The 18239-nt window shown below is 43.2% G+C and carries 19 protein-coding genes and 2 tRNA genes; 9 read left to right on the top strand and 12 right to left on the bottom strand.

Annotated elements, in window-relative coordinates:
* Positions 1–7 precede the first annotated feature (7 nt).
* From OH459_RS07830 to OH459_RS07820, 3 genes are all read left to right on the top strand, one after another.
* The gene (locus tag OH459_RS07830; RefSeq protein WP_269986297.1) at positions 8–1309 is read left to right on the top strand and encodes a sodium ion-translocating decarboxylase subunit beta; all 1302 of its coding nucleotides are present in this window, start codon (positions 8–10) and stop codon (positions 1307–1309) included.
* A 112-nt stretch (positions 1310–1421) separates the two neighbouring features.
* The gene (locus tag OH459_RS07825; protein WP_269986296.1) at positions 1422–3077 is read left to right on the top strand and encodes an ATP-binding protein; all 1656 of its coding nucleotides are present in this window, start codon (positions 1422–1424) and stop codon (positions 3075–3077) included.
* Complete coding sequence (locus OH459_RS07820) at positions 3064–3744, top strand: response regulator (protein WP_005445452.1); 681 nt, start codon at positions 3064–3066, stop codon at positions 3742–3744. Before OH459_RS07825 ends, OH459_RS07820 begins: the two co-directional genes overlap by 14 nt.
* An 82-nt stretch (positions 3745–3826) precedes the next feature.
* On the opposite strand, the gene OH459_RS07815 is transcribed toward OH459_RS07820, so the two are convergent.
* Positions 3827–4096: a hypothetical protein gene (locus tag OH459_RS07815; protein ID WP_005445453.1), complete on the bottom strand. Its 270-nt coding sequence runs from the start codon at positions 4094–4096 to the stop codon at positions 3827–3829.
* A 451-nt stretch (positions 4097–4547) separates the two neighbouring features.
* Here OH459_RS07815 and OH459_RS07810 point away from each other — a divergent pair, with 451 nt between their 5' ends.
* A complete protein-coding gene (locus tag OH459_RS07810) occupies positions 4548–4907 on the top strand; it encodes a hypothetical protein (protein WP_269986294.1) in 360 nt (119 codons plus the stop codon).
* Between the two features lie 140 nt (positions 4908–5047).
* Here the strand turns inward: OH459_RS07810 and OH459_RS07805 are convergent, their stop codons facing one another.
* The gene (locus OH459_RS07805; protein ID WP_017818054.1) at positions 5048–5761 is read right to left on the bottom strand and encodes a hypothetical protein; all 714 of its coding nucleotides are present in this window, start codon (positions 5759–5761) and stop codon (positions 5048–5050) included.
* A gap of 615 nt (positions 5762–6376) precedes the next feature.
* Between OH459_RS07805 and OH459_RS07800 the strand changes: the two genes are divergently transcribed.
* Positions 6377–7174 carry a DoxX family protein gene (locus OH459_RS07800; protein ID WP_269986292.1) on the top strand — a complete coding sequence of 266 codons (798 nt, stop codon included), beginning with the start codon at positions 6377–6379 and terminating at the stop codon, positions 7172–7174.
* Between the two features lie 100 nt (positions 7175–7274).
* On the opposite strand, the gene OH459_RS07795 is transcribed toward OH459_RS07800, so the two are convergent.
* Entirely contained in the window at positions 7275–8909 is a 1635-nt protein-coding gene (locus OH459_RS07795; RefSeq protein ID WP_269986291.1) for an ABC transporter substrate-binding protein, read from the bottom strand.
* Between the two features lie 367 nt (positions 8910–9276).
* Between OH459_RS07795 and OH459_RS07790 the strand changes: the two genes are divergently transcribed.
* Positions 9277–10386 carry an L-dopachrome tautomerase-related protein gene (locus tag OH459_RS07790; RefSeq protein ID WP_269986290.1) on the top strand — a complete coding sequence of 370 codons (1110 nt, stop codon included), beginning with the start codon at positions 9277–9279 and terminating at the stop codon, positions 10384–10386.
* A gap of 112 nt (positions 10387–10498) precedes the next feature.
* The gene (locus OH459_RS07785; protein ID WP_005445460.1) at positions 10499–10864 is read left to right on the top strand and encodes a cupin domain-containing protein; all 366 of its coding nucleotides are present in this window, start codon (positions 10499–10501) and stop codon (positions 10862–10864) included.
* A gap of 125 nt (positions 10865–10989) precedes the next feature.
* Here OH459_RS07785 and OH459_RS07780 read toward each other — a convergent pair whose 3' ends face one another.
* The gene (locus OH459_RS07780) at positions 10990–11418 is read right to left on the bottom strand and encodes a nucleotide triphosphate diphosphatase NUDT15 (RefSeq protein ID WP_005445461.1); all 429 of its coding nucleotides are present in this window, start codon (positions 11416–11418) and stop codon (positions 10990–10992) included.
* A 95-nt stretch (positions 11419–11513) separates the two neighbouring features.
* A complete protein-coding gene (locus OH459_RS07775; RefSeq protein ID WP_017190266.1) occupies positions 11514–11894 on the bottom strand; it encodes a hypothetical protein in 381 nt (126 codons plus the stop codon).
* A gap of 278 nt (positions 11895–12172) precedes the next feature.
* On the opposite strand from OH459_RS07775, the gene OH459_RS07770 reads away from it, so the two are divergent.
* Both OH459_RS07770 and OH459_RS07765 read left to right on the top strand, forming a co-directional pair.
* Complete coding sequence (locus OH459_RS07770) at positions 12173–12511, top strand: YceK/YidQ family lipoprotein (protein ID WP_269986289.1); 339 nt, start codon at positions 12173–12175, stop codon at positions 12509–12511.
* A gap of 107 nt (positions 12512–12618) precedes the next feature.
* Positions 12619–13341, top strand: coding sequence for a peptidase (locus OH459_RS07765; protein WP_029791032.1), 723 nt, complete (start codon positions 12619–12621; stop codon positions 13339–13341).
* Between the two features lie 110 nt (positions 13342–13451).
* Here OH459_RS07765 and OH459_RS07760 read toward each other — a convergent pair whose 3' ends face one another.
* The 7 genes from OH459_RS07760 to OH459_RS07730 all read right to left on the bottom strand — a co-directional run bounded on the left by OH459_RS07760 (position 13452) and on the right by OH459_RS07730 (position 18230).
* Positions 13452–13922 (bottom strand): hypothetical protein, encoded by a 471-nt coding sequence (locus OH459_RS07760; protein ID WP_269986288.1) that lies wholly within the window; start codon positions 13920–13922, stop codon positions 13452–13454.
* A gap of 851 nt (positions 13923–14773) precedes the next feature.
* Positions 14774–14850 (bottom strand) — tRNA-Val (locus OH459_RS07755).
* 46 nt (positions 14851–14896) lie between these two features.
* Positions 14897–14973 (bottom strand) — tRNA-Val (locus OH459_RS07750).
* A 179-nt stretch (positions 14974–15152) separates the two neighbouring features.
* Positions 15153–15491 carry a hypothetical protein gene (locus tag OH459_RS07745; protein ID WP_009697431.1) on the bottom strand — a complete coding sequence of 113 codons (339 nt, stop codon included), beginning with the start codon at positions 15489–15491 and terminating at the stop codon, positions 15153–15155.
* Positions 15492–15644: 153 nt separating this feature from the next.
* Positions 15645–16307, bottom strand: a complete 663-nt coding sequence (locus OH459_RS07740) for a DUF2726 domain-containing protein (protein WP_009701558.1) — start codon at positions 16305–16307, stop codon at positions 15645–15647.
* A gap of 196 nt (positions 16308–16503) precedes the next feature.
* Positions 16504–17172: a maleylacetoacetate isomerase gene (gene maiA, locus OH459_RS07735; protein ID WP_269986284.1), complete on the bottom strand. Its 669-nt coding sequence runs from the start codon at positions 17170–17172 to the stop codon at positions 16504–16506.
* A 20-nt stretch (positions 17173–17192) separates the two neighbouring features.
* The gene (locus OH459_RS07730) at positions 17193–18230 is read right to left on the bottom strand and encodes a fumarylacetoacetate hydrolase family protein (RefSeq protein ID WP_045490112.1); all 1038 of its coding nucleotides are present in this window, start codon (positions 18228–18230) and stop codon (positions 17193–17195) included.
* Positions 18231–18239 lie beyond the last annotated feature (9 nt).

Genomic DNA, 18239 nt, shown 5'->3' with positions numbered 1-18239 from the left:
TAGTCACATGGAAAATGTCTTAGCGTTAGTGAATGACTTTGGTTTGTTCCACCTCGAATGGGGACAAGCCATCATGCTTATTGTTGGCTTGATTCTGCTTTATCTCGCCATTGTTAAACAGTTCGAGCCTTTGTTGTTGGTGCCAATCGGTTTTGGTGGGATTCTTGCTAACCTACCTGATGCAGGCTTAGCCTTGTCTGCGGTAGAAAACGCGCTCCATGCTGCGAAACCTGAGGTAATATCAGCGTTTGGCTCTGTGTTGAACATTACGACGGACTCCGCAGCCGAAGTAAAAACGGCACTTGCAACGGCGACACCAACTCAACTTGCCAATATCCACTTACTCGCAGAAGAGTATCAATACTCAGATGGCATGCTGTACCTATTTTACAGCATTGCAATTGCATCTGGCGCTGGTCCTTTGGTGATATTCATGGGCGTAGGCGCAATGACGGACTTTGGTCCATTGTTAGCCAACCCTAAAACCTTGCTTCTTGGTGCGGCAGCTCAGTTTGGTATCTTCGCAACTGTGCTCGGCGCTCTGGGTTTGAGCTCTATGGGTTTGATGGATTTCAGTGTCGCGCAAGCCGCTGCTGTGGGCATCATTGGTGGCGCAGATGGTCCAACGGCGATTTACGTATCTAGCTTGCTCGCACCAGAGTTACTGGGTGCTATCGCTGTAGCAGCTTACTCTTATATGGCACTTGTACCTTTGATTCAGCCGCCAATCATGCGTGCGCTGACCACAGAATCAGAACGCCAAATCACGATGCAGCAATTGCGTAAAGTAAGCAAGTTAGAAAAGATTTGCTTCCCTTTGCTCCTGTTGATTCTGATTGCCATGTTGCTTCCTTCGGCGACACCGCTACTAGGTATGTTCTGCTTTGGTAACTTAATGCGAGAATGTGGCGTAGTTGAACGTTTATCGGATACTGCTCAAAACGCGTTGATCAACGTCGTCACCATCTTTTTGGGTCTTTCTGTGGGTTCCAAGTTGGTTGCCGATAAATTCTTACAACCGCAAACCATCGGTATTCTCGCACTTGGGATCGTCGCGTTTTGTATTGGCACAATGGCAGGTGTATTGATGGCAAAACTGATGAACCGTTTCGCGAATGAAAAAGTGAATCCACTGATTGGCTCTGCGGGTGTCTCTGCGGTTCCGATGGCAGCAAGGGTGTCAAACAAAGTGGGTCTAGAAGCGAATGCGCAGAATTTCTTACTGATGCACGCGATGGGACCAAACGTAGCCGGCGTTATTGGCTCGGCGGTTGCAGCAGGCGTGATGATCAAATATGTGATCGGTTAGACAGTTACACAAGGAACGAGGCTCGATTGACTATCTTCAATAGATCTCGATCAGGTCTCTTCCTTGTTTCATTTGATAATTTACCCTTCAATCAATAAGAAGCTTACCATTCATGCCAGACCAAACATTTCACGACTACCTCTGTCGTAACCTCTCTTTTAGACAGCGTGTATGGGCGCTGCTTTTTGTGGTTGTTTCGTTTCAATTACTCCTTATCGGTGGCTATTTCCACCACATCCTTTCTGATACGTTAAACCACCAGGTCAGTGCGCGCGCAGTCATACAAGCTCGTGAAATTGCCAGCGACCCTCAACTGATCGAAGCGGTCTCTTTACGAGATACAGCGCGGGTACAAAAACAAATTAAGCGCCTACAAGGGATTTCCGATGCCAACTTCATCGTCGTCGGCGATAGTAAGGGCATTCGCTTAGCGCATCCAGACATCAGAAAAGTTGGCTACCCGATGCAAGGTGGAGACAACATACGCGCCCTTCAACAAGGATTGCACTACTACTCAATACGAGAAGGTAGCTTAGGTTTTGCGATACGTGGGAAATCCCCCATTATTTCCTCAACTGGCGAGATCATTGGTGTTGTTTCAGTAGGCTACTTACTGGATACCGTTAGTAATTTACTGCTCCTCTACTCCACACCGTTTTTCTTTGCCTTATTGATCATTCTAGTTTGCTCATCTTTGGGCGCTTGGTTCTTCTCCCGTCATATAAAAAGCCAGATGTATGGCATGGAACCAGAAGAGATCGCCCTCTCCCTCCGCGTGCAAAACTCGGTGTTTGAAGCGGTTTACGAGGGCATTATTGCAGTCGACAAACAAGGTCGTATCTTGTCGGCAAACCAGAGGGGACTTAAGATTCTGGGAATTGCGCGTAATCTTTCCCACCTCCAAGGTCGAATGGTGAACGAATACGTCACCCCTGCTGACTTTTTCTTGGGAGCAAAGATGGGAGAAGACTCGGAGGAGTCACAGAGACAGCATCAAGTGATTACCTGTAATGGCGAAACCTTGGTCGCGACTCGTGTAAAGATTTGGGAAGAAAATCAACACTCTGGCTGGGTCATCAGCTTCAGACCGCGCAATGATTTAAGCACGCTCACATCGCAACTTAACCAAGTTCAGCAGCAAACCGACAATTTACGAGTATTGAGCCACGAATACGCAAATAAGCTTTCTACAGTGAGTGGGCTGATTCAAATTGGCGCGTACGAAGAGGCGCTCAGTGCTATAAGGCAAGAAACAGAAACACATCAAAAGCTGATTGATTTCATTTCTCGTACGTTCAACTCCAAAGTGATTGCGGGTCTGTTATTAGGCAAATACAGCCGAGCAAAAGAACTTGGTCTCGCTCTCCATTTTGATCCGTACTGCCACCTGAGCGGTACACCAACCAAACTTACTGATGATGAGTTAGCCGCCATCATAGGTAACCTACTCGACAATGCTTATGAAGCAACGTTGAAAAACCCTGACAGCAACAAATGCATCTCGATACTAATTTCTGACGCCAACGAAACGGAATTGGTGGTCGAGGTTGCTGACAATGGCACTGGAATACCCGATGAAATCGCAGAATCCCTATTTGATAAAGGGATCACCAGCAAATCGCAACCGGGACACGGTATTGGCTTGTATTTGGTCCACCAGCTTGTCAATAACGCTGGCGGTGCAATCCTCGTCGACGATGCCGAACCAACCGGAACAATCTTTTCTTTATTTATTCCTAACGAGAGTTTGAAAGATGGAAATTTATGACGTTTTGATAGTAGAAGATGAATCCAATATCGCGGACTTTCATTCTTACTATCTTCAGCAAACACAACGTTTCAGACCTATCGGAATTGCAAAAAGTATCGCTGAAGCCAGAAAGATGATTCAGTTACTGAAGCCAAAACTGGTCTTATTGGATAACTACTTGCCTGACGGCAAAGGTATCGATTTATTGAAAGACATAACCGCTGCCAAGCAGTCACCAGATGTTATTTTTATCACCGCCGCCAATGACATGGAAACAGTAAGAGAAGGCGTAAGGTGTGGCGTATTCGACTATCTGCTAAAACCAATCTCTTATGATCGCTTAACCGATTCTTTAGAGCGCTATCTGAAGTACACCAGTTCGTTAAAAGCAAATGACAACATCAATCAACGCCACGTCGACGAGCTGTTTAACTTTCAATCCAAATCATCACACATGCAAGCCTTACCCAAGGGGATCGATGAGCTCACGCTCGATAAAGTCACGAATGCCTTTGATGATGGCGAAATTATTTACACGGCGGAGTCTCTAGGCAATGAAGTCGGCATCAGCAAAACAACAGCAAGACGTTATCTTGAGTTTTTAGCCGCAAAAGGGTTTCTACTTGCTGTGATTCAACATGGTAAAGTTGGTCGCCCTGAAAGGGTTTATCAAAAGAAAATGTAACCTCCCCCCTTGCTTAGGAAGAACGCTTTGAAACCCTACGATTCAAAGCGTTCCCTAAACGTCGTTGAAGCAACAACGTAAATCACAAGGTCAGATCCGCGGAGATAATTTCTGTGCCGTCGGAGACTTCCAATCGTTCAAGATTATCACTGTGCGCCTTGCATAAGGGCACCACGAAAACCTTACGTTCTTCCCCGTCTTTTCTAACCAGAACACCATAATCATGCTCTGCGGTACAGTTGGCTTCGCAGCAAAGGCGATGCTTAACGGTGCTAAAGTGGCGCCAATACGCTAGCCACTCTAGTTTTGCTTTTTCCGTAATTAGCTCATCAGATATCTTACTTACTATCATACTCATACCATTTGTTTAGTAGACAGAAGCATTACACCGGATCATCGAGTTTGCGTTTCTAAGCGCGTTCAAAGAAAAGCGCAGATTTAATGCATGATTTAATTTCTATGGTTTTTATTCTTTTTACACGCACGAAAACCTCTTTAACTCAGCCAATGTTCTCTAAATTAGCAATCACTATCCCCATTAAAAACAAAGCGTATTCAAATGTTGATTTCAAAAAAGACCACTAAAAACAATAATATCAACAATGAATTTGTCGATATGCAAAAACTAAGATTCAAATAATAGCAAGTGAAATTTAGTTCAATAAAAATAAATAAAGCAAAATCCAATCAGTGTTATATCTATGGTAAATAAAACATAGAGAATGGCTTATTGACACAAATGTAACAATATGTTTCCATAAAAACATCAAGTTCAACTTTTCATCAAAAGGTGCCTGATAGCCATGGAAAAACTAAGTAAAGAAGAGCTTAATGCGATTGCAACAAGAATGCTGCAAGACCTTATTATGTGTCGGATGCTTGATTTCCCCGAGCAAGGAAAAACAGCAAAGGAAATATCATTACTAACGAGGATCGATATATTCTCTGCATTTAGCATGCTCAACAAGCTAATCGATTGTGGTTTGATAGAAGAAAATAAATATCGGGATGATATTTATTATCGAGCGATCAATATTCCCGAATATTTTCACGTAAGTGTGCATCCCAATATTATTCTTGATTATGCAACAAGAAAAACAGAGCACATAAAGTTCTCTGGCACTTCAAAGCGATTATACAAAAAGCACTATCTTTCTAACTGATACGAAGGCTAGTCGTTATCCTAGCAACAACAAAAATGAAGGCTTACCGTGGCAAGCCTTCATCTTGATGATGTTTAGATGAATATTGATTTAAGAGACGTGGTATCGAAAGGACTAACGGCTAGGAGCTAGAGCTAGAGCTAGGAGCCATTTTTGTTAATGTAAACGTCCGGCATCAAACAGGACGTGATGTCTGAGTTTTCGTACTCAACACTGTTCATTAGCTTTCCGCCTTGTAGGTCAACGTTCTTCACTCCCATTTGTTTAAGGTCGTTGAGTGAGTAGTACCAACCTTCTGTGAGCTTGTTTTTTTGGCAACTTCTGTCTCTTATCTGACCATAAACCGTGATATATGGGTCGACATTGATGTAATTAAAGTACGCCTTTTCTTTGACCCTCAGATGGTTGAGGTAACCTTCATATTGATTCCAATAACCGTTTGGAATGGTTTGTTTCCACAGTTCATCAGATTGTAACGCACCACCGTGCCACCCTATCAAAGCATCCTTTTTAATGGTAATACTATTGGCAGCCGTTAAGACATAGTTTGCGCATGCTGAAAAACATAGACGGCTGACTTCCACATCAAGATTATTTTCTTTTACAAAGTACCCAAACTCGATACCGGTATCAATCTCGCCTCCAGGACTGGTAATTCTGAGCTTTTTAATCTTCTTATCGCTAGATTTTACTAACCGAATTGCTTTTAAAACATCACCGCCAGAAATGACACCATCATAAACCAAAGTATCACCAACAATGATGACTTTACTCGCGGTTGGAACCATCAATTGTTGTGATGCACAGCCTGACAATATTACTGACAAACCAACAAGAATATACTGACGCTTCATAAACTGTTCTCGTTTTATATTACGATTAAGCCGCAGAAAAACAGCAAAAAGAGACACTTTACATCTTTTTTGCTTAGTCTTTTCATGAGGAAATAAAGACACGAGAAGACAATTCGTTATATCTTCTCCAATTGATTCATAAAAGCACAGTTTGATCTCACAAGATAATAGATATCAGATAGTTATGCGATCAGGTTCAAACATTAATTGCAGGAAAATATATTTACCCCATTGACACATAATACATAAATATAGTTAAGCACAGAATCTAATTGAATATATGAATGACATATGCTCAAGTGACTTCAAGATGCAGGGTTCAGAGCATTGTCATTGATTCCCTGTTTACCGAAATTAAGTAATAAAAGTCATTTTTTATCAATAGTCGACAACGTGTTGAATTGAAGGATACTTATTAACATCGGCTTCACGTTCTGCCTCTCCTCTCTTCCACCTTAATTACTCGCTGTCTTGCAGCTGTCACTCGCTTTGTCTGTGTATTGTTCATCTCAGCCAAAGAATGATTTCACTTATTCCCTAATTATCAGAGAGTTAATAAGGCGTATTTTATTGTTCAGACACTCACTACAAATTCATAAACCTGATGAGGACAGGATGACTGCTCTTACTGGTCACGAGATGGAGAAACTATCAATGAACAATAAAAACAACACGTGGGTCGGGTTACAAATAACGTCTTTAGCGTCACTGGCAGCGATCGTGTTTAAACTCAATACCTACAATGATGTGTGGCTAACCACATCTCTTCTATGCTTTGGCGTATTGACACCTATCCTTGTTTTCGCTCTGAGAAATCGCAACAGACTGTCATTTTTGATGACCATTGCTCCAACCATAATCATCATTCGTATCGGTGATCAAAATGACATTTCATTGGTTGGGTGGTTAACCGCCTTATCGTTGATCCCGTTGCTTGTTCAGTTCATCGGCATTGCGAAAGAGATATACAAAGAAAGCCCAAACGAATTTGCCCTTACCTGTATACGCCTATTTCTCGGATTGAACTTCTTAACCCACGGGACGGAAAAACTGTTTGCAGGAACCCAGATACACAATGGAATGCGAGGTTACTTTGGGCAGGTTGCTGGCTTTGATACGGTCGGTCCTTGGTTCACTGACTTAATGATCTACGTAGGTGGTATAACGGAAATTTCCGTGGCGCTATTGATTGGCTGGGGATTGTTTACACGCATCGGCGTTTTGTGGGCAATTGCGTATTTAATTGCAGCGGAGCTCTTCTCGGGTCACTTCTTCACAGGATATACGTGGGCACTGCCGGGCGGCGGATGGGAATTTCCTTTCTTCTGGGCAATGGCATTGTACCCATTCTTGTTTCTGCACAATCAAGGGGCGTTATCTCTAGATAGCATGTTTCGTCGAGTTCGCGCTTAAGCTGGTTTTCTCAGCTTAGCCACCCTTGCCGATTTCCCCCGTCCAAAAAAGAGAGTTTGAGTTTCGCAAATCTCACGAAACTCAAACTCTTATCTAGCGCTTATTTCGCTTTGATGTACAGATCTTTGGTGTAGATCTTATCCTCAGCGTTGCCTTTCGGATAACCACCGAGAAGTGGAGAAACTAAACGAGTCGTCACGTACTGATAGATAGGCGCTAATGGCATGTCTTTCGCCATCTGAGTTTCTGCCGCGTAGTAAAGCTTGGTTCGCTCTTCTTCTGAGGTCGAGTTCAACGCTTTTTCTATGATGTCATCGTACGCTTTGCTCTTATAGTGAACTCCACCATTGACGTTAGAGCCGATCATCAAAGTCAGGAAGGTTGATGCTTCGTTGTAATCCCCACACCACGCGGCGCGCGTAACATCAAAGCTCCCTTCATCACGACTGGCTAAATAAGATTTCCACTCTTGGTTTTCTAAGTGAACTGTCACGCCCAGTGTTTTCTTCCACATTGATGAAATGGCAACGGCGAGTTTCTTGTGGTTTTCTGATGTGTTGTACAGCAGATTAATATCTAGAGGATGTTGTTTGTCATAGCCCGCCTCTTTAAGCAGTGCTTTTGCTTTTTCATTACGCTGCTTTTGAGTGAGTTTGCCGTATTCAGGCAACTGAGGGGAAAATCCGGCCGTGATTTCTGGCGTCAGGAAGTACGCAGGCTTTTGTCCCTGCCCGAGGATGGCTTTGGTAATAATGTCTCGGTCAATCGCATAAGACAGCGCTTTACGTACTCGAACATCATCAAACGGTGCACGTTGAGTATTGAACTGATAGTAGTAGCTACATAGATTGCCTTTTATCGACAAGTCCTCAGGGTACTCTTTTTGAAGTCGACGGAAGTGTTCGTTTGGCACTTCGTTGGTCATTTGAATCTCACCTGACAAGAAGCGGTTCATTTCTGACACCTGATCTTCAATAGGCAGATAAGTCACTTTGTTAATGACGGTGTGTACATCATCCCAATACTTTGGATTTCGCTTAAGCACGAGACGCTCGTTGACCACCCATCGGTCTGGCACATATGCACCATTCCCCACAAAGTGTTCCGGCTTGGTCCACTTATCTCCCCACTTCTCTACCGTTGCTTTATGGACTGGCATCATGGTGGTATGAGCGAGCATCTTAACAAAGTATGGTACTTCAGCATCGAGCTCGACCTTAAGGGTATAGTCATCAAGCGCTTGGACACCTAACTGACTGATGTCTTTCTTGCCTTCTATGATGTCTTGCGCGTTTTTCATTTTGGTCGAAGAAAGATACCAAGCGTAAGGTGACGCAGTTTTTGGGTCTACGACTCGACGGAAGCTATAAACAAAATCTTGCGCAGTAACCGGGTCACCATTAGACCATTCTGCGTTGTGTCGTAAATGAAAAACGAAGGTGCGATTGTCCGTTGTTTCCCAAGACTCCGCAACGCCAGGGATGGTTTTACCATCGGCATCTTGCGTTACTAAGCCTTCCAGTAAATCGCGAATCACATTAGATTCTGGAACGCCCTCGGACTTTTGTGGATCAATGGTCGCGACTTCGGTGCCATTACCTCGAACAAACTCCTGCTTTTTAGCCAGCTTTACTCCGTCTGGCACGTTCGCGGCGAACGCAGGTTGAGTAACGGCATAGCCGATGATACTGGTACTGATAAGAAGTGTAATTTTAGTATTGTTATTAATGAACATTGTTGTGCCTGCTTGTTTGCTGTGAAACTTTTTATTAACAACCACTATTCACTACAATATCTCTCTTCAAAAGATAATAATTATTCACAAAATCAGACGCTTTACATCACTTCATCACCACAACTTATCTCTTGCTAATTAGATTCAATAAAATAGTCACGTTGGAGCTTTGAGCTTTGAGCTTTGAGCTTTGAGCTTTGCACTCACGGATTATCAAAAATTATTAGAAAATAAATCAAATACAGAACTGTTTTTAATGGACTATTCCGAGGCTAGGATTTCAATACGCACTGAATGAGACGCTCAACATCTCATTCGAGTCGCCAAAATCCATACATCAAACTGTTCATTTCAAAATGGAAATAAAATGAAAAAGCATCTTTTAACTACCAGCCTCTTCACTGCTGCTGCCGCAATTTCAGCGGTGGCATCCTATTCAACTTACGCTGCGGAAATCGGTTCTCTTGAAGCCGTGACACAATTTAACGACTACCGCGGCGCAGGTGTCACCGTAACACCCGAAGGTCGCTTGATCGTAAGCATGCACCCTTTGGACAATCCCAAATATCGAGTCGTCGAAGTGATGGCGAATGGTACTAAAAGACCCTTCCCAACCATGGACTGGTCAGACGGACCAGAGGTCGGCGATGTAGGCTTAAGTGCGGTTATTGGCGTTCACTCCGACAGCAAAGGTACGGTCTGGATGCTCGATATGGGCAGCGAAACCTCACCAGCACAATTGGTCTCGTGGGACACGTCTAAAAATAAGTTGAGCAACCAAATTACAATTAACTCATCTGCGCTAAGAGACAACTCGTTCCTGCAAGATTTTGCCATCGATGAAAAGCACGCGAAGATCTACATCGCTGACATGACCTTTGGCAACTTCATTGGTGCAACGAAACCCGCTATTGTCGTGGTAGATTTAAAAACGGGTCAGTCGACACGTGTATTAGAAAATGCGCCCCAGCTTATGCCAGAAGACAGAGATATAGTCATCGAAGCTTCTCTATTGGCATCGAAAACAGAACAAGGTGCCACGAACCACTTACGTTTTGGGTTAAACCCAATCGCTATTGATGACAATAACGAATGGCTCTACTTTGGCGCATTTACTGGCACAAAAATCTATCGAGTTCCGACTTCAGCCCTAGAAAATGCATATAACACAGATAGTAAGCTGCAGAATAAAATCGAAGTATATGGACCAAAAAGACCCAGCGATGGCATTGCGTATGCGCCAGGGGGTGGCATTTTAGCGACCGATCTCGAACATAGTGGTGTTGGTTTGGTAACCAAAGGGAAATATCAGACACTTATTCAAGACAAAAAGCTATCTTGGCCGGACAGTATGGCAGTCAGCGGCGATTACATTTATGTCACCCAAGACCAGCTTCATCAGCACCCAGCATTCAGTCAAGGTCTCGGTAATGCAAAGGCGCCTTACACCCTGTATCGCTTCAAATATCAACCTTAACGGTCATCTATTACGTGTGAACAATGTTTCTCTTTACATACGGTCAGTAGCGACATAACGTCGAAGGAGATAAAAAGCGTTTCAATCCCAAAAATTCAAGGAGTTATCATCAATGAAGAAGATCAACATTAATGAGAAATTTGGGCTTTTTTCAGAGCAGTGGACACCCAAAATATTAGCTGAGTCGAACGGTCAGCTAGTTAAAATCGCAAAAGGCTCTGGCGAATTAGTTTGGCATAAACATGACAACGAAGATGAACTATTTATCGTCTTTAAGGGTGAACTGACGCTGAAATTACCAGAGCAAGAAGTGGTACTAAAGCCGGGTGAAATGTTTGTTGTACCGAAAGGTGTCGAGCACTGCCCTGTCGCTGAGCCAGACACTCACTTCATGATGATTGAGCCATCCACAACGGCGCATACTGGTGAGCTGAAAAGCGATATTACCGTATCGGTTGAAGAACAAGAGTGGATATAGCGCGATAAAATTAACCACTAGTCATTATATCCCTGCACCTTGAGGTGACTTAGGGATTAGTATCAAAGCTGGTCTAGAGCTCAAAACTAAACCAGCTTTTACCAAAGGGGCAACGCTACGGCTCTCTATTCAGCGCTAGCTTGGAAAAGCACATCTAGTTCGGTTTGTGCTTTTAGCAAATTCTCTAAAGGCAAAAATAGAGGTTCCGGAAGCTTGTCTAAGTCAAACCATTTCCATTGCTTACACTTCTCCGGTTCAGCGACCTGAGGCTCTCCAACCTCACATGAAGCAGCAACAAACAAAGTGACATAGTGCTTACCCTCTTTCTCGAAAACATCATTCGTGAAGCTCAACTTCTTAAAAGACCCAACAACTAAGCCGGTTTCTTCGAGTGTTTCGCGCTTAGCACAATCTTCAATAGATTCACCCCATTCAAGGTGTCCTCCGGGTGTAGCCCAAGTATGAGCCCCGTGTGAGCCAATACGTTCACCAAGTAGCACTCGTCCTTCGCGCACAATCACTGCCGCGACACCTACTCTTACTGCTTTATCCAATCTAATCCCCTTTTTAATTACTGCATAACGCCGCAATACTTTGCTATGTATTTAATACCGATAGAAAAGCATCCTGCTACAACGAGTAATGTTGCCTAAGCGCCTGCCATAACGCTGTTTTGTATCAATGCAAAACCAAAAATCAACAGTCCAAATGCTTGGCAACCTGCCCTAATGCGTATGTAGATTTCTTCGTTATCTCGCTTATCGAAATGGTCGATGATTTCTACCAAACAGTAAATACAGCCAAGTATAAAGGCAGCAAAAGCGATGTATATGGCATCACCGTGTAGCGTTACCTCTGTACGCCTTCCTAAAAACACATATAACTCGCCGGAATAGATGCCATAAGCGCCATACACCACCAGAAAGACGCCGACTACTAAGTTGAGGACTAACTTATGTTTAGGGAACGAGTTAGGAACATGTTTTTCTCCCGCTTTTCTATTTTTCTGTATGAAAAAATCAGTAAACATAGTTATTCCTAAATTAAGTTGGAACGTAAGTGGTATCGCGACGTCAATCGTTGATTAAATTGCCACATTACACATTTCTAGGGAGGTCTGTGGAGAACGATGACAATCTAAGAGCGAAACCTTTCATTTCCCTCTCTCTTAAACGCCACTATGTACCTAAACACTCTAAATCTTGTTGCGTAGCGCATATTATTGAACACAAAAAAGAATATCTACTCGCAATTCATTCTTTTGGGCTATAGATTCAATTTCAACGTTTATGTTTATAAAATATTTAAATGAAAATGAAAAACAATAACTTTAAGAAACTACGAACTGCATTACTTCTTACGCTTACCACTTCAATGATGGGTTGTTCTTCTTTGGATACTCACCTTGTGGGAGGGTATGGAGCGCCGTTTTCAGGAACAACACTGGCAGTCGCGTCCCAACCTTGCGCTTTTAGAAACGACTCGGTGGTCGACTATGTCTTTTACCCTTTGACTTTCATCGACATCCCGCTCTCTTTAGCAGCAGATGTCGTCTTTCTTCCGGTTGATTTAACAATGGTGTTTACGCCAACGACGGACTATCGATTTGCATTAACACAAGGCTGTGGCACACATAGCATGATCTAAAGTTTGTTGTTAACTCGACAGCTAGCATTTTTATAAAAGCCCTACACATAAGGAACCAGACGCAGATAAACATGTCTATTAATGCGGTTCATTAATCAGGTAAATTTATGTGTGTTAAGTTAACAAAAATGGTTCTCCCTTTTCTATTGCTGCCGGGAGCGCCCGTTTACAGCGCAGAAACAACCAACGTTACACTTGTGGGTGACTCGATTCACTACACCGGTACATTAACCTCCGAAGCAAACGACGCTGTTGTGGAAATCTATGCTGATGCGGCAGTAAAACCAACCACTCTTGTGATCTCAAGTGACGGCGGTGATGTGGAGCTGGGAATGGCCTTAGGTGAATGGGTTTTTGCAAATAAAATAGATATTGAAGTCAACGACTATTGCCTTTCCTCTTGTGCAAACTATGTATTTACCGCAGGCAAAAACAAATATATATCAAACAAAGCAATTATCGGTTTTCACGGAGGCTTAAGCAGTCAGGAGTTTGATACCTCAGATATTGAGGCTTCATTTAAGGGCTTACCCAAAAGACAAAGGGAAGAAGAAATTCAAAAAGTCTTACATGAAATGCAAACGTATATTGGCAAAACTAAGGAAAAAGAAGATTCGTTCTTCAAAAAAATCAAAGTAAAACAAGAAATAACAACCCTTGGTCAATCTCCCCGCTACGATAGTTTTTCCGATTCGGATTACTCCGGTTGGACCTATAACCCAAACGATTATTCGAAACTTGGAGTGAAAAACGTTTTTGTTAAACAGCCACCTTGGGAACTCGAACAACTCAAAAAATTTGGAAAAGTTTTTATAGTCGAAGTCGAATAAACTTCTCGCTAAAGCCCTGAAAAATAGCACCGGGAAAACCCGAGAATAAGAGATATCTAGGCTTGATAGTGCATTCAATCAAGCCTAGCTGCGAGATACGCTTCAAACCTCTATTGCCAGGTAGAAATAATCTGTCTCAGCTTACGTTCTTGTCTTAGTGCTTCAAACCAAAAACCACCACAAGTCAACGCGATTCCAAACAAAAACATACCGAGTGGTATGAGCAAAGGTAAGCTAAAAGTATCAACACTCAGAAGAATGTAAATACCGGCACCTCCGGTAACGGCAAGCCAGAACAACATAAAACACATCACAAACAAGTTTAACCGCATGGAGACGCTCACCCGAGTACCATCTTTATTCGCCTCTACCTTTCCCTTCATGACAGGTAAAAATGAATTTCTATAACGAATGTTTCCCACAAGATCGAAGCCCGTTTCGTCTACCTTTCCACAAAATGCTGAAGAGGAACTAGGCTTGAAAAAAGCTCGTTCTGATGTGTTTTCTTGTATTCGCTTTAAAACTTCAGGTGCAGACAAGAACGTATCGATTTGAAACTTATTATAGGGAATTAACTTCATAATGATCTCTATATTGAACATATACCCAAGTGACTTCAAGATGCTGGATTCAGAGCGTTGTCATTGATTCGAGTGCAAGGAAAACAACGAAGCGGAATAGCCAGCTCTTTCCAAGTTGTTTGACGCAGCCATTTGTTTGACTAAAAAAGCGAGTCAAAGACACGCTCCCAAAGGGCACTCTTTGCAAATAGTAAGGGTCTTGGCTTGTATACTTTGTTGCCGATTCTTGATTTAGAGTGACTAGATCTTTAAATCGTCGCCGCGTCTACAAACCAAGTCATTCTCGCTGACCCAAGCATCTCGAGGTTACTTGGGTATATCATTCAAAACTACTCAAAAATGCCACACGTTGCGAATCAACATTAAAAAACTGTATCCATTCAAACTTGAGAAATAACGGTTTACTACCCTTATAACATTGAAATAATTGATAATTTCCAGATTTATTATTGAATATTCTAATTACCGCAAAATAAGCTTGAGCGATTGTGGAGGTAAACCGTTCACCTCCGCTTGACCTTTACCTTGGGTGAAGCCCTAGCCTTTCTTTATCAGGTAATGAGAAAGGGGATTTCTTATGGGCATGTGTCATCACAACGGTTCAGACGTTTCTGAAACCAAGCCAATTTGGCGAATACTACTCATCCTAAGTTCAATCGTTCTATTGCTCGTTTTGTTGTTTGGATAAAAGGCGGGATGGCATGTGAAAGTTGCGTACGTCAGGACACTCGATGAATCACGTACCTGAACATCGAATAGCGGAGAGCTGTGCCTTAGAGGGAAATTAGCGCGATTTGACAAATTTCAGGTAAAGAAAAGCCCACCTAAAAAGGTGGGCGCTTCTTTAAATTTGGTGGGTCCGGGCGAACTCGAATCGCCGACCCCTACCATGTCAAGGTAGTACTCTAACCAACTGAGCTACGGACCCAAATTTTATGTTCGGCATACTTTGGTTTTAGCATGGCTTTAAGGAGTGGTGGGTCCGGGCGAACTCGAATCGCCGACCCCTACCATGTCAAGGTAGTACTCTAACCAACTGAGCTACGGACCCATTCCTTAAGAACGAGAAGGATATTAGCTATATCCCATTGGGGGTGCAAGCATAAATTCACTAACTTTGAATCGTTTGGCGAAAATCTAAACTCAACACCCGTTTTCAGATGATTTTATCGTCAAGGCTCGACCTGAACGGTGTTAAAAGTGTGATCTACTTAACTTTTGTTGTTTGACCTAATTGTCGTAAGGCACTTCACTGAGCATCCAAATTTGCAAAACTTGCGATACGTTTGGACAATCACCAAACAAAATTTGGTATTTAGGCTCAAATGGTTCACCAATAAACGTCGTACGTATCAACTTGCCCGTTTTGAGATCCACTTGAGTACTGACTCGCCCTTTGAAATTTTGAAAAATCGCAAACTGCTCACTGTGGTAAACCATCTGTTCACGATAAAACAAGAAGTGATCCTGAGGTGTATCTGTTAATTGGCATTCAAGTGGTTTGAGTGACTGCTGTGCATGGCTACTGAACGTGAGCAGTAGTGCTGAAAGAATCCATCCATATCGCATAACGCTTCCCTATTCTTCTTTCTTTATCAAAGTATAGGAGCTACCAGAATGGATGCTGCGAAGTGCTCTTCTTTGTTCAACGGTAAAACAAAAAAGGCTTCAACTAATCCAGTTGAAGCCTCTCTCTATTTCACTATCTAGGGAACAAAATGCTTATTCGTCTTCGGTATCAAACACCACATTGTAGTTTTCTGTGTAGGTACAGTTTGGTTGGCGACTACAAGTAAAGAAGCGTCGACCTTTAAACTCGCCTTGGCTCGCGGTTCTGATGATCATCGGACTGCCACACTTTTTGCAAAAGCGGATTTCTTTGTCCGGCTCAATCAGATCAATGTGTGCTGCCAATAAACGACGTAAACGCCCCACTTGGTAACTGTGTTTTACCGATGCACCAATCAAAGGAAGGTTCGCCGATTTACACACGTGCATCAACAGTTTTTGGCGCTCGACTTTGCCTTTATGCAATTGCTGACCATTATCAAGCTCAATAATTACACGAGGTTCAAGCGTTCTAGGATCGCAGATAACGTAATCAAAGTAGCTGCGTGAAATTCGGTTGCTGGCAATGAAGAACTGCTTCTTATTTTTGACTTCTTTTGGTGCGATCAGCGTTGCCATGTTTACTTTGGCAAACACCACTGCGTGATCACCAACCGCTGCTCTCAAGGCATTAAAAAACGCCCCTTCCTGCCCTTTTAATAGTGGACCTTTCGAACGATATGGGAAGTCTCGCGTGTCATCGTTTTTGATCACGTACTTTTGAATGATAAAGAAGAAAACAACAAGAAGAACAACAATGATAAAGATGTTGGTCATAGATAAAGTGCGCCCAAAACAACTAGTTACTCAAAGCCTAAATGGAAATTCTAACCAGAGCAACAAAACCGGTAAATTTTGCGGAGTGATAATAACAGCCGCAAAGCTTTTGAGCACGATTTACGTTAATCAAACAAGAACAAAAACGGACTCCATTAAGAGCCCGTTTGTTATTCGTTAAAATATAGAGAAAGTACTAGCTGTTCGCGTCGGGTTGGTTTTCTGGCATGGCATCAATAAACGCTGGCAGTTGATTACATGCTTCTACAATCGAGCTAATTACCGGATAAGGAGTCATATCCACCCCAAAACGTAATGCATTGTACACTTGAGCCACTAAGCAAATATCAACAACAGAGGGAGAGTCAGTCACACTGTAGATACAGTTTCCATGTTGTTGTCGATGCTGATTTAGCTTCTCTTCTAATGCCATAAAGCCTTGATTTACCCAATGATGAATCCACTCAACTTTTGTCTCTTGATCACACGACAGCTGCCCTTCTAGGTACTGCAACACGCGCAAGTTATTGAGTGGGTGGATCTCCATCGCGATATCCTGAGCCATAGCCAAAGCTTGGTAACGAAGCGGCGATGGTTCTGGAACCACTCGAACTTGCGGATATTGCTCATCGAGATACTGAATGATGGCAAGAGATTGGTTGAGTTGAATACCACCATCCACCAGCACTGGCACAAGCTCAGAGGCGTTTAACTCATGGTACTCCGCGCTATGCTGCTCGCCGCCATTACGTACCAAATGAACCGATTTAGACTCGTAACTCAAGGCTTTTAAGTTTAAACAAATACGAACTCGATAAGCCGCAGAAGACCGCCAATAACCATAGAGGGTGATGTTATCGCTCATACTTCCCTTACCTCTCACTCTCAGTGTTTTAGGTATTGGCTGACTTGCTGATCAATCGCACCAAAGATCGAGTTACCATCTGCGTCAAACATCTCAAGCTTGATAGAATCACCAAACGACATAAAGCTCGTCGACGGTTTGCCATCACGAATGGTTTCAATCATGCGCACTTCTGCAATGCACGAGTAGCCTACGCCCCCCTCTTCGATAGAGGTACCATGCTCCGTGCCCTGCTTGTTCGATACTGTACCCGAGCCAATGATTGCACCTGCAGAAAGTGGACGTGTTTTGCTGGCATGAACAATCAAATCAGCGAAATCAAACGTCATATCTATGCCTGCATTCGGGCAACCAAATGGGGCATTGTTGTAGGTTGAAACAAGCGGCAGATGCACTTTGTTCTCATACCATGCTTCACCCAGCTCATCTGGCGTTACTGCAACAGGAGAAAACGCCGATGACGGTTTTGATTGGAAGAAGCCAAAACCTTTTGCCAGCTCTGCCGGAATCAAACCACGCAACGATACATCGTTTACGAGCATGATAAGGCGAATAGATTCTTGTGCTTCTGCAATGCTTGCTCCCATCGGCACGTCACCGGTGATCACGGCAACTTCACCTTCGAAGTCGATGCCCCACTCGTCGCTGGCAAATTCGATGTTGTCGCAAGGACCAATAAATGCGTCAGAACCACCTTGATACATCAAAGGATCGGTCCAAAAGCTTTCTGGCATTTCCGCACCACGCGCTTTGCGGACTAATTCGACGTGATTGACGTAAGCACTGCCATCCGCCCATTGATAGGCGCGAGGCAATGGTGACTCTAGATAGTGGGATTCAAACTCTTCACTTCCTGAAACAGAACCATTGTTTAACGCGTTATAAAGCTCTTCCAGTTGTGGAGCGACTTTATCCCAGTTATCCAATGCCACTTGCATGGTGGGCGCGAGATGCATCGCGTGGAAAATTTCGGTTGCCGGAACACATTGTGTCAGGTCTTTGCTCACGACCATCAACAGACCATCGCGAGTGCCATTTTTCTTGGTTGCTAATTTCATCCTTGCCCC

This window comes from Vibrio sp. MM46 (assembly GCF_027587135.1).
GTDB classification, from domain to species: domain Bacteria; phylum Pseudomonadota; class Gammaproteobacteria; order Enterobacterales; family Vibrionaceae; genus Vibrio; species Vibrio harveyi.
The sequence above is the reverse complement of the archived record's forward strand: the minus strand, read 5'-3'. Positions and strand labels throughout refer to the sequence as shown.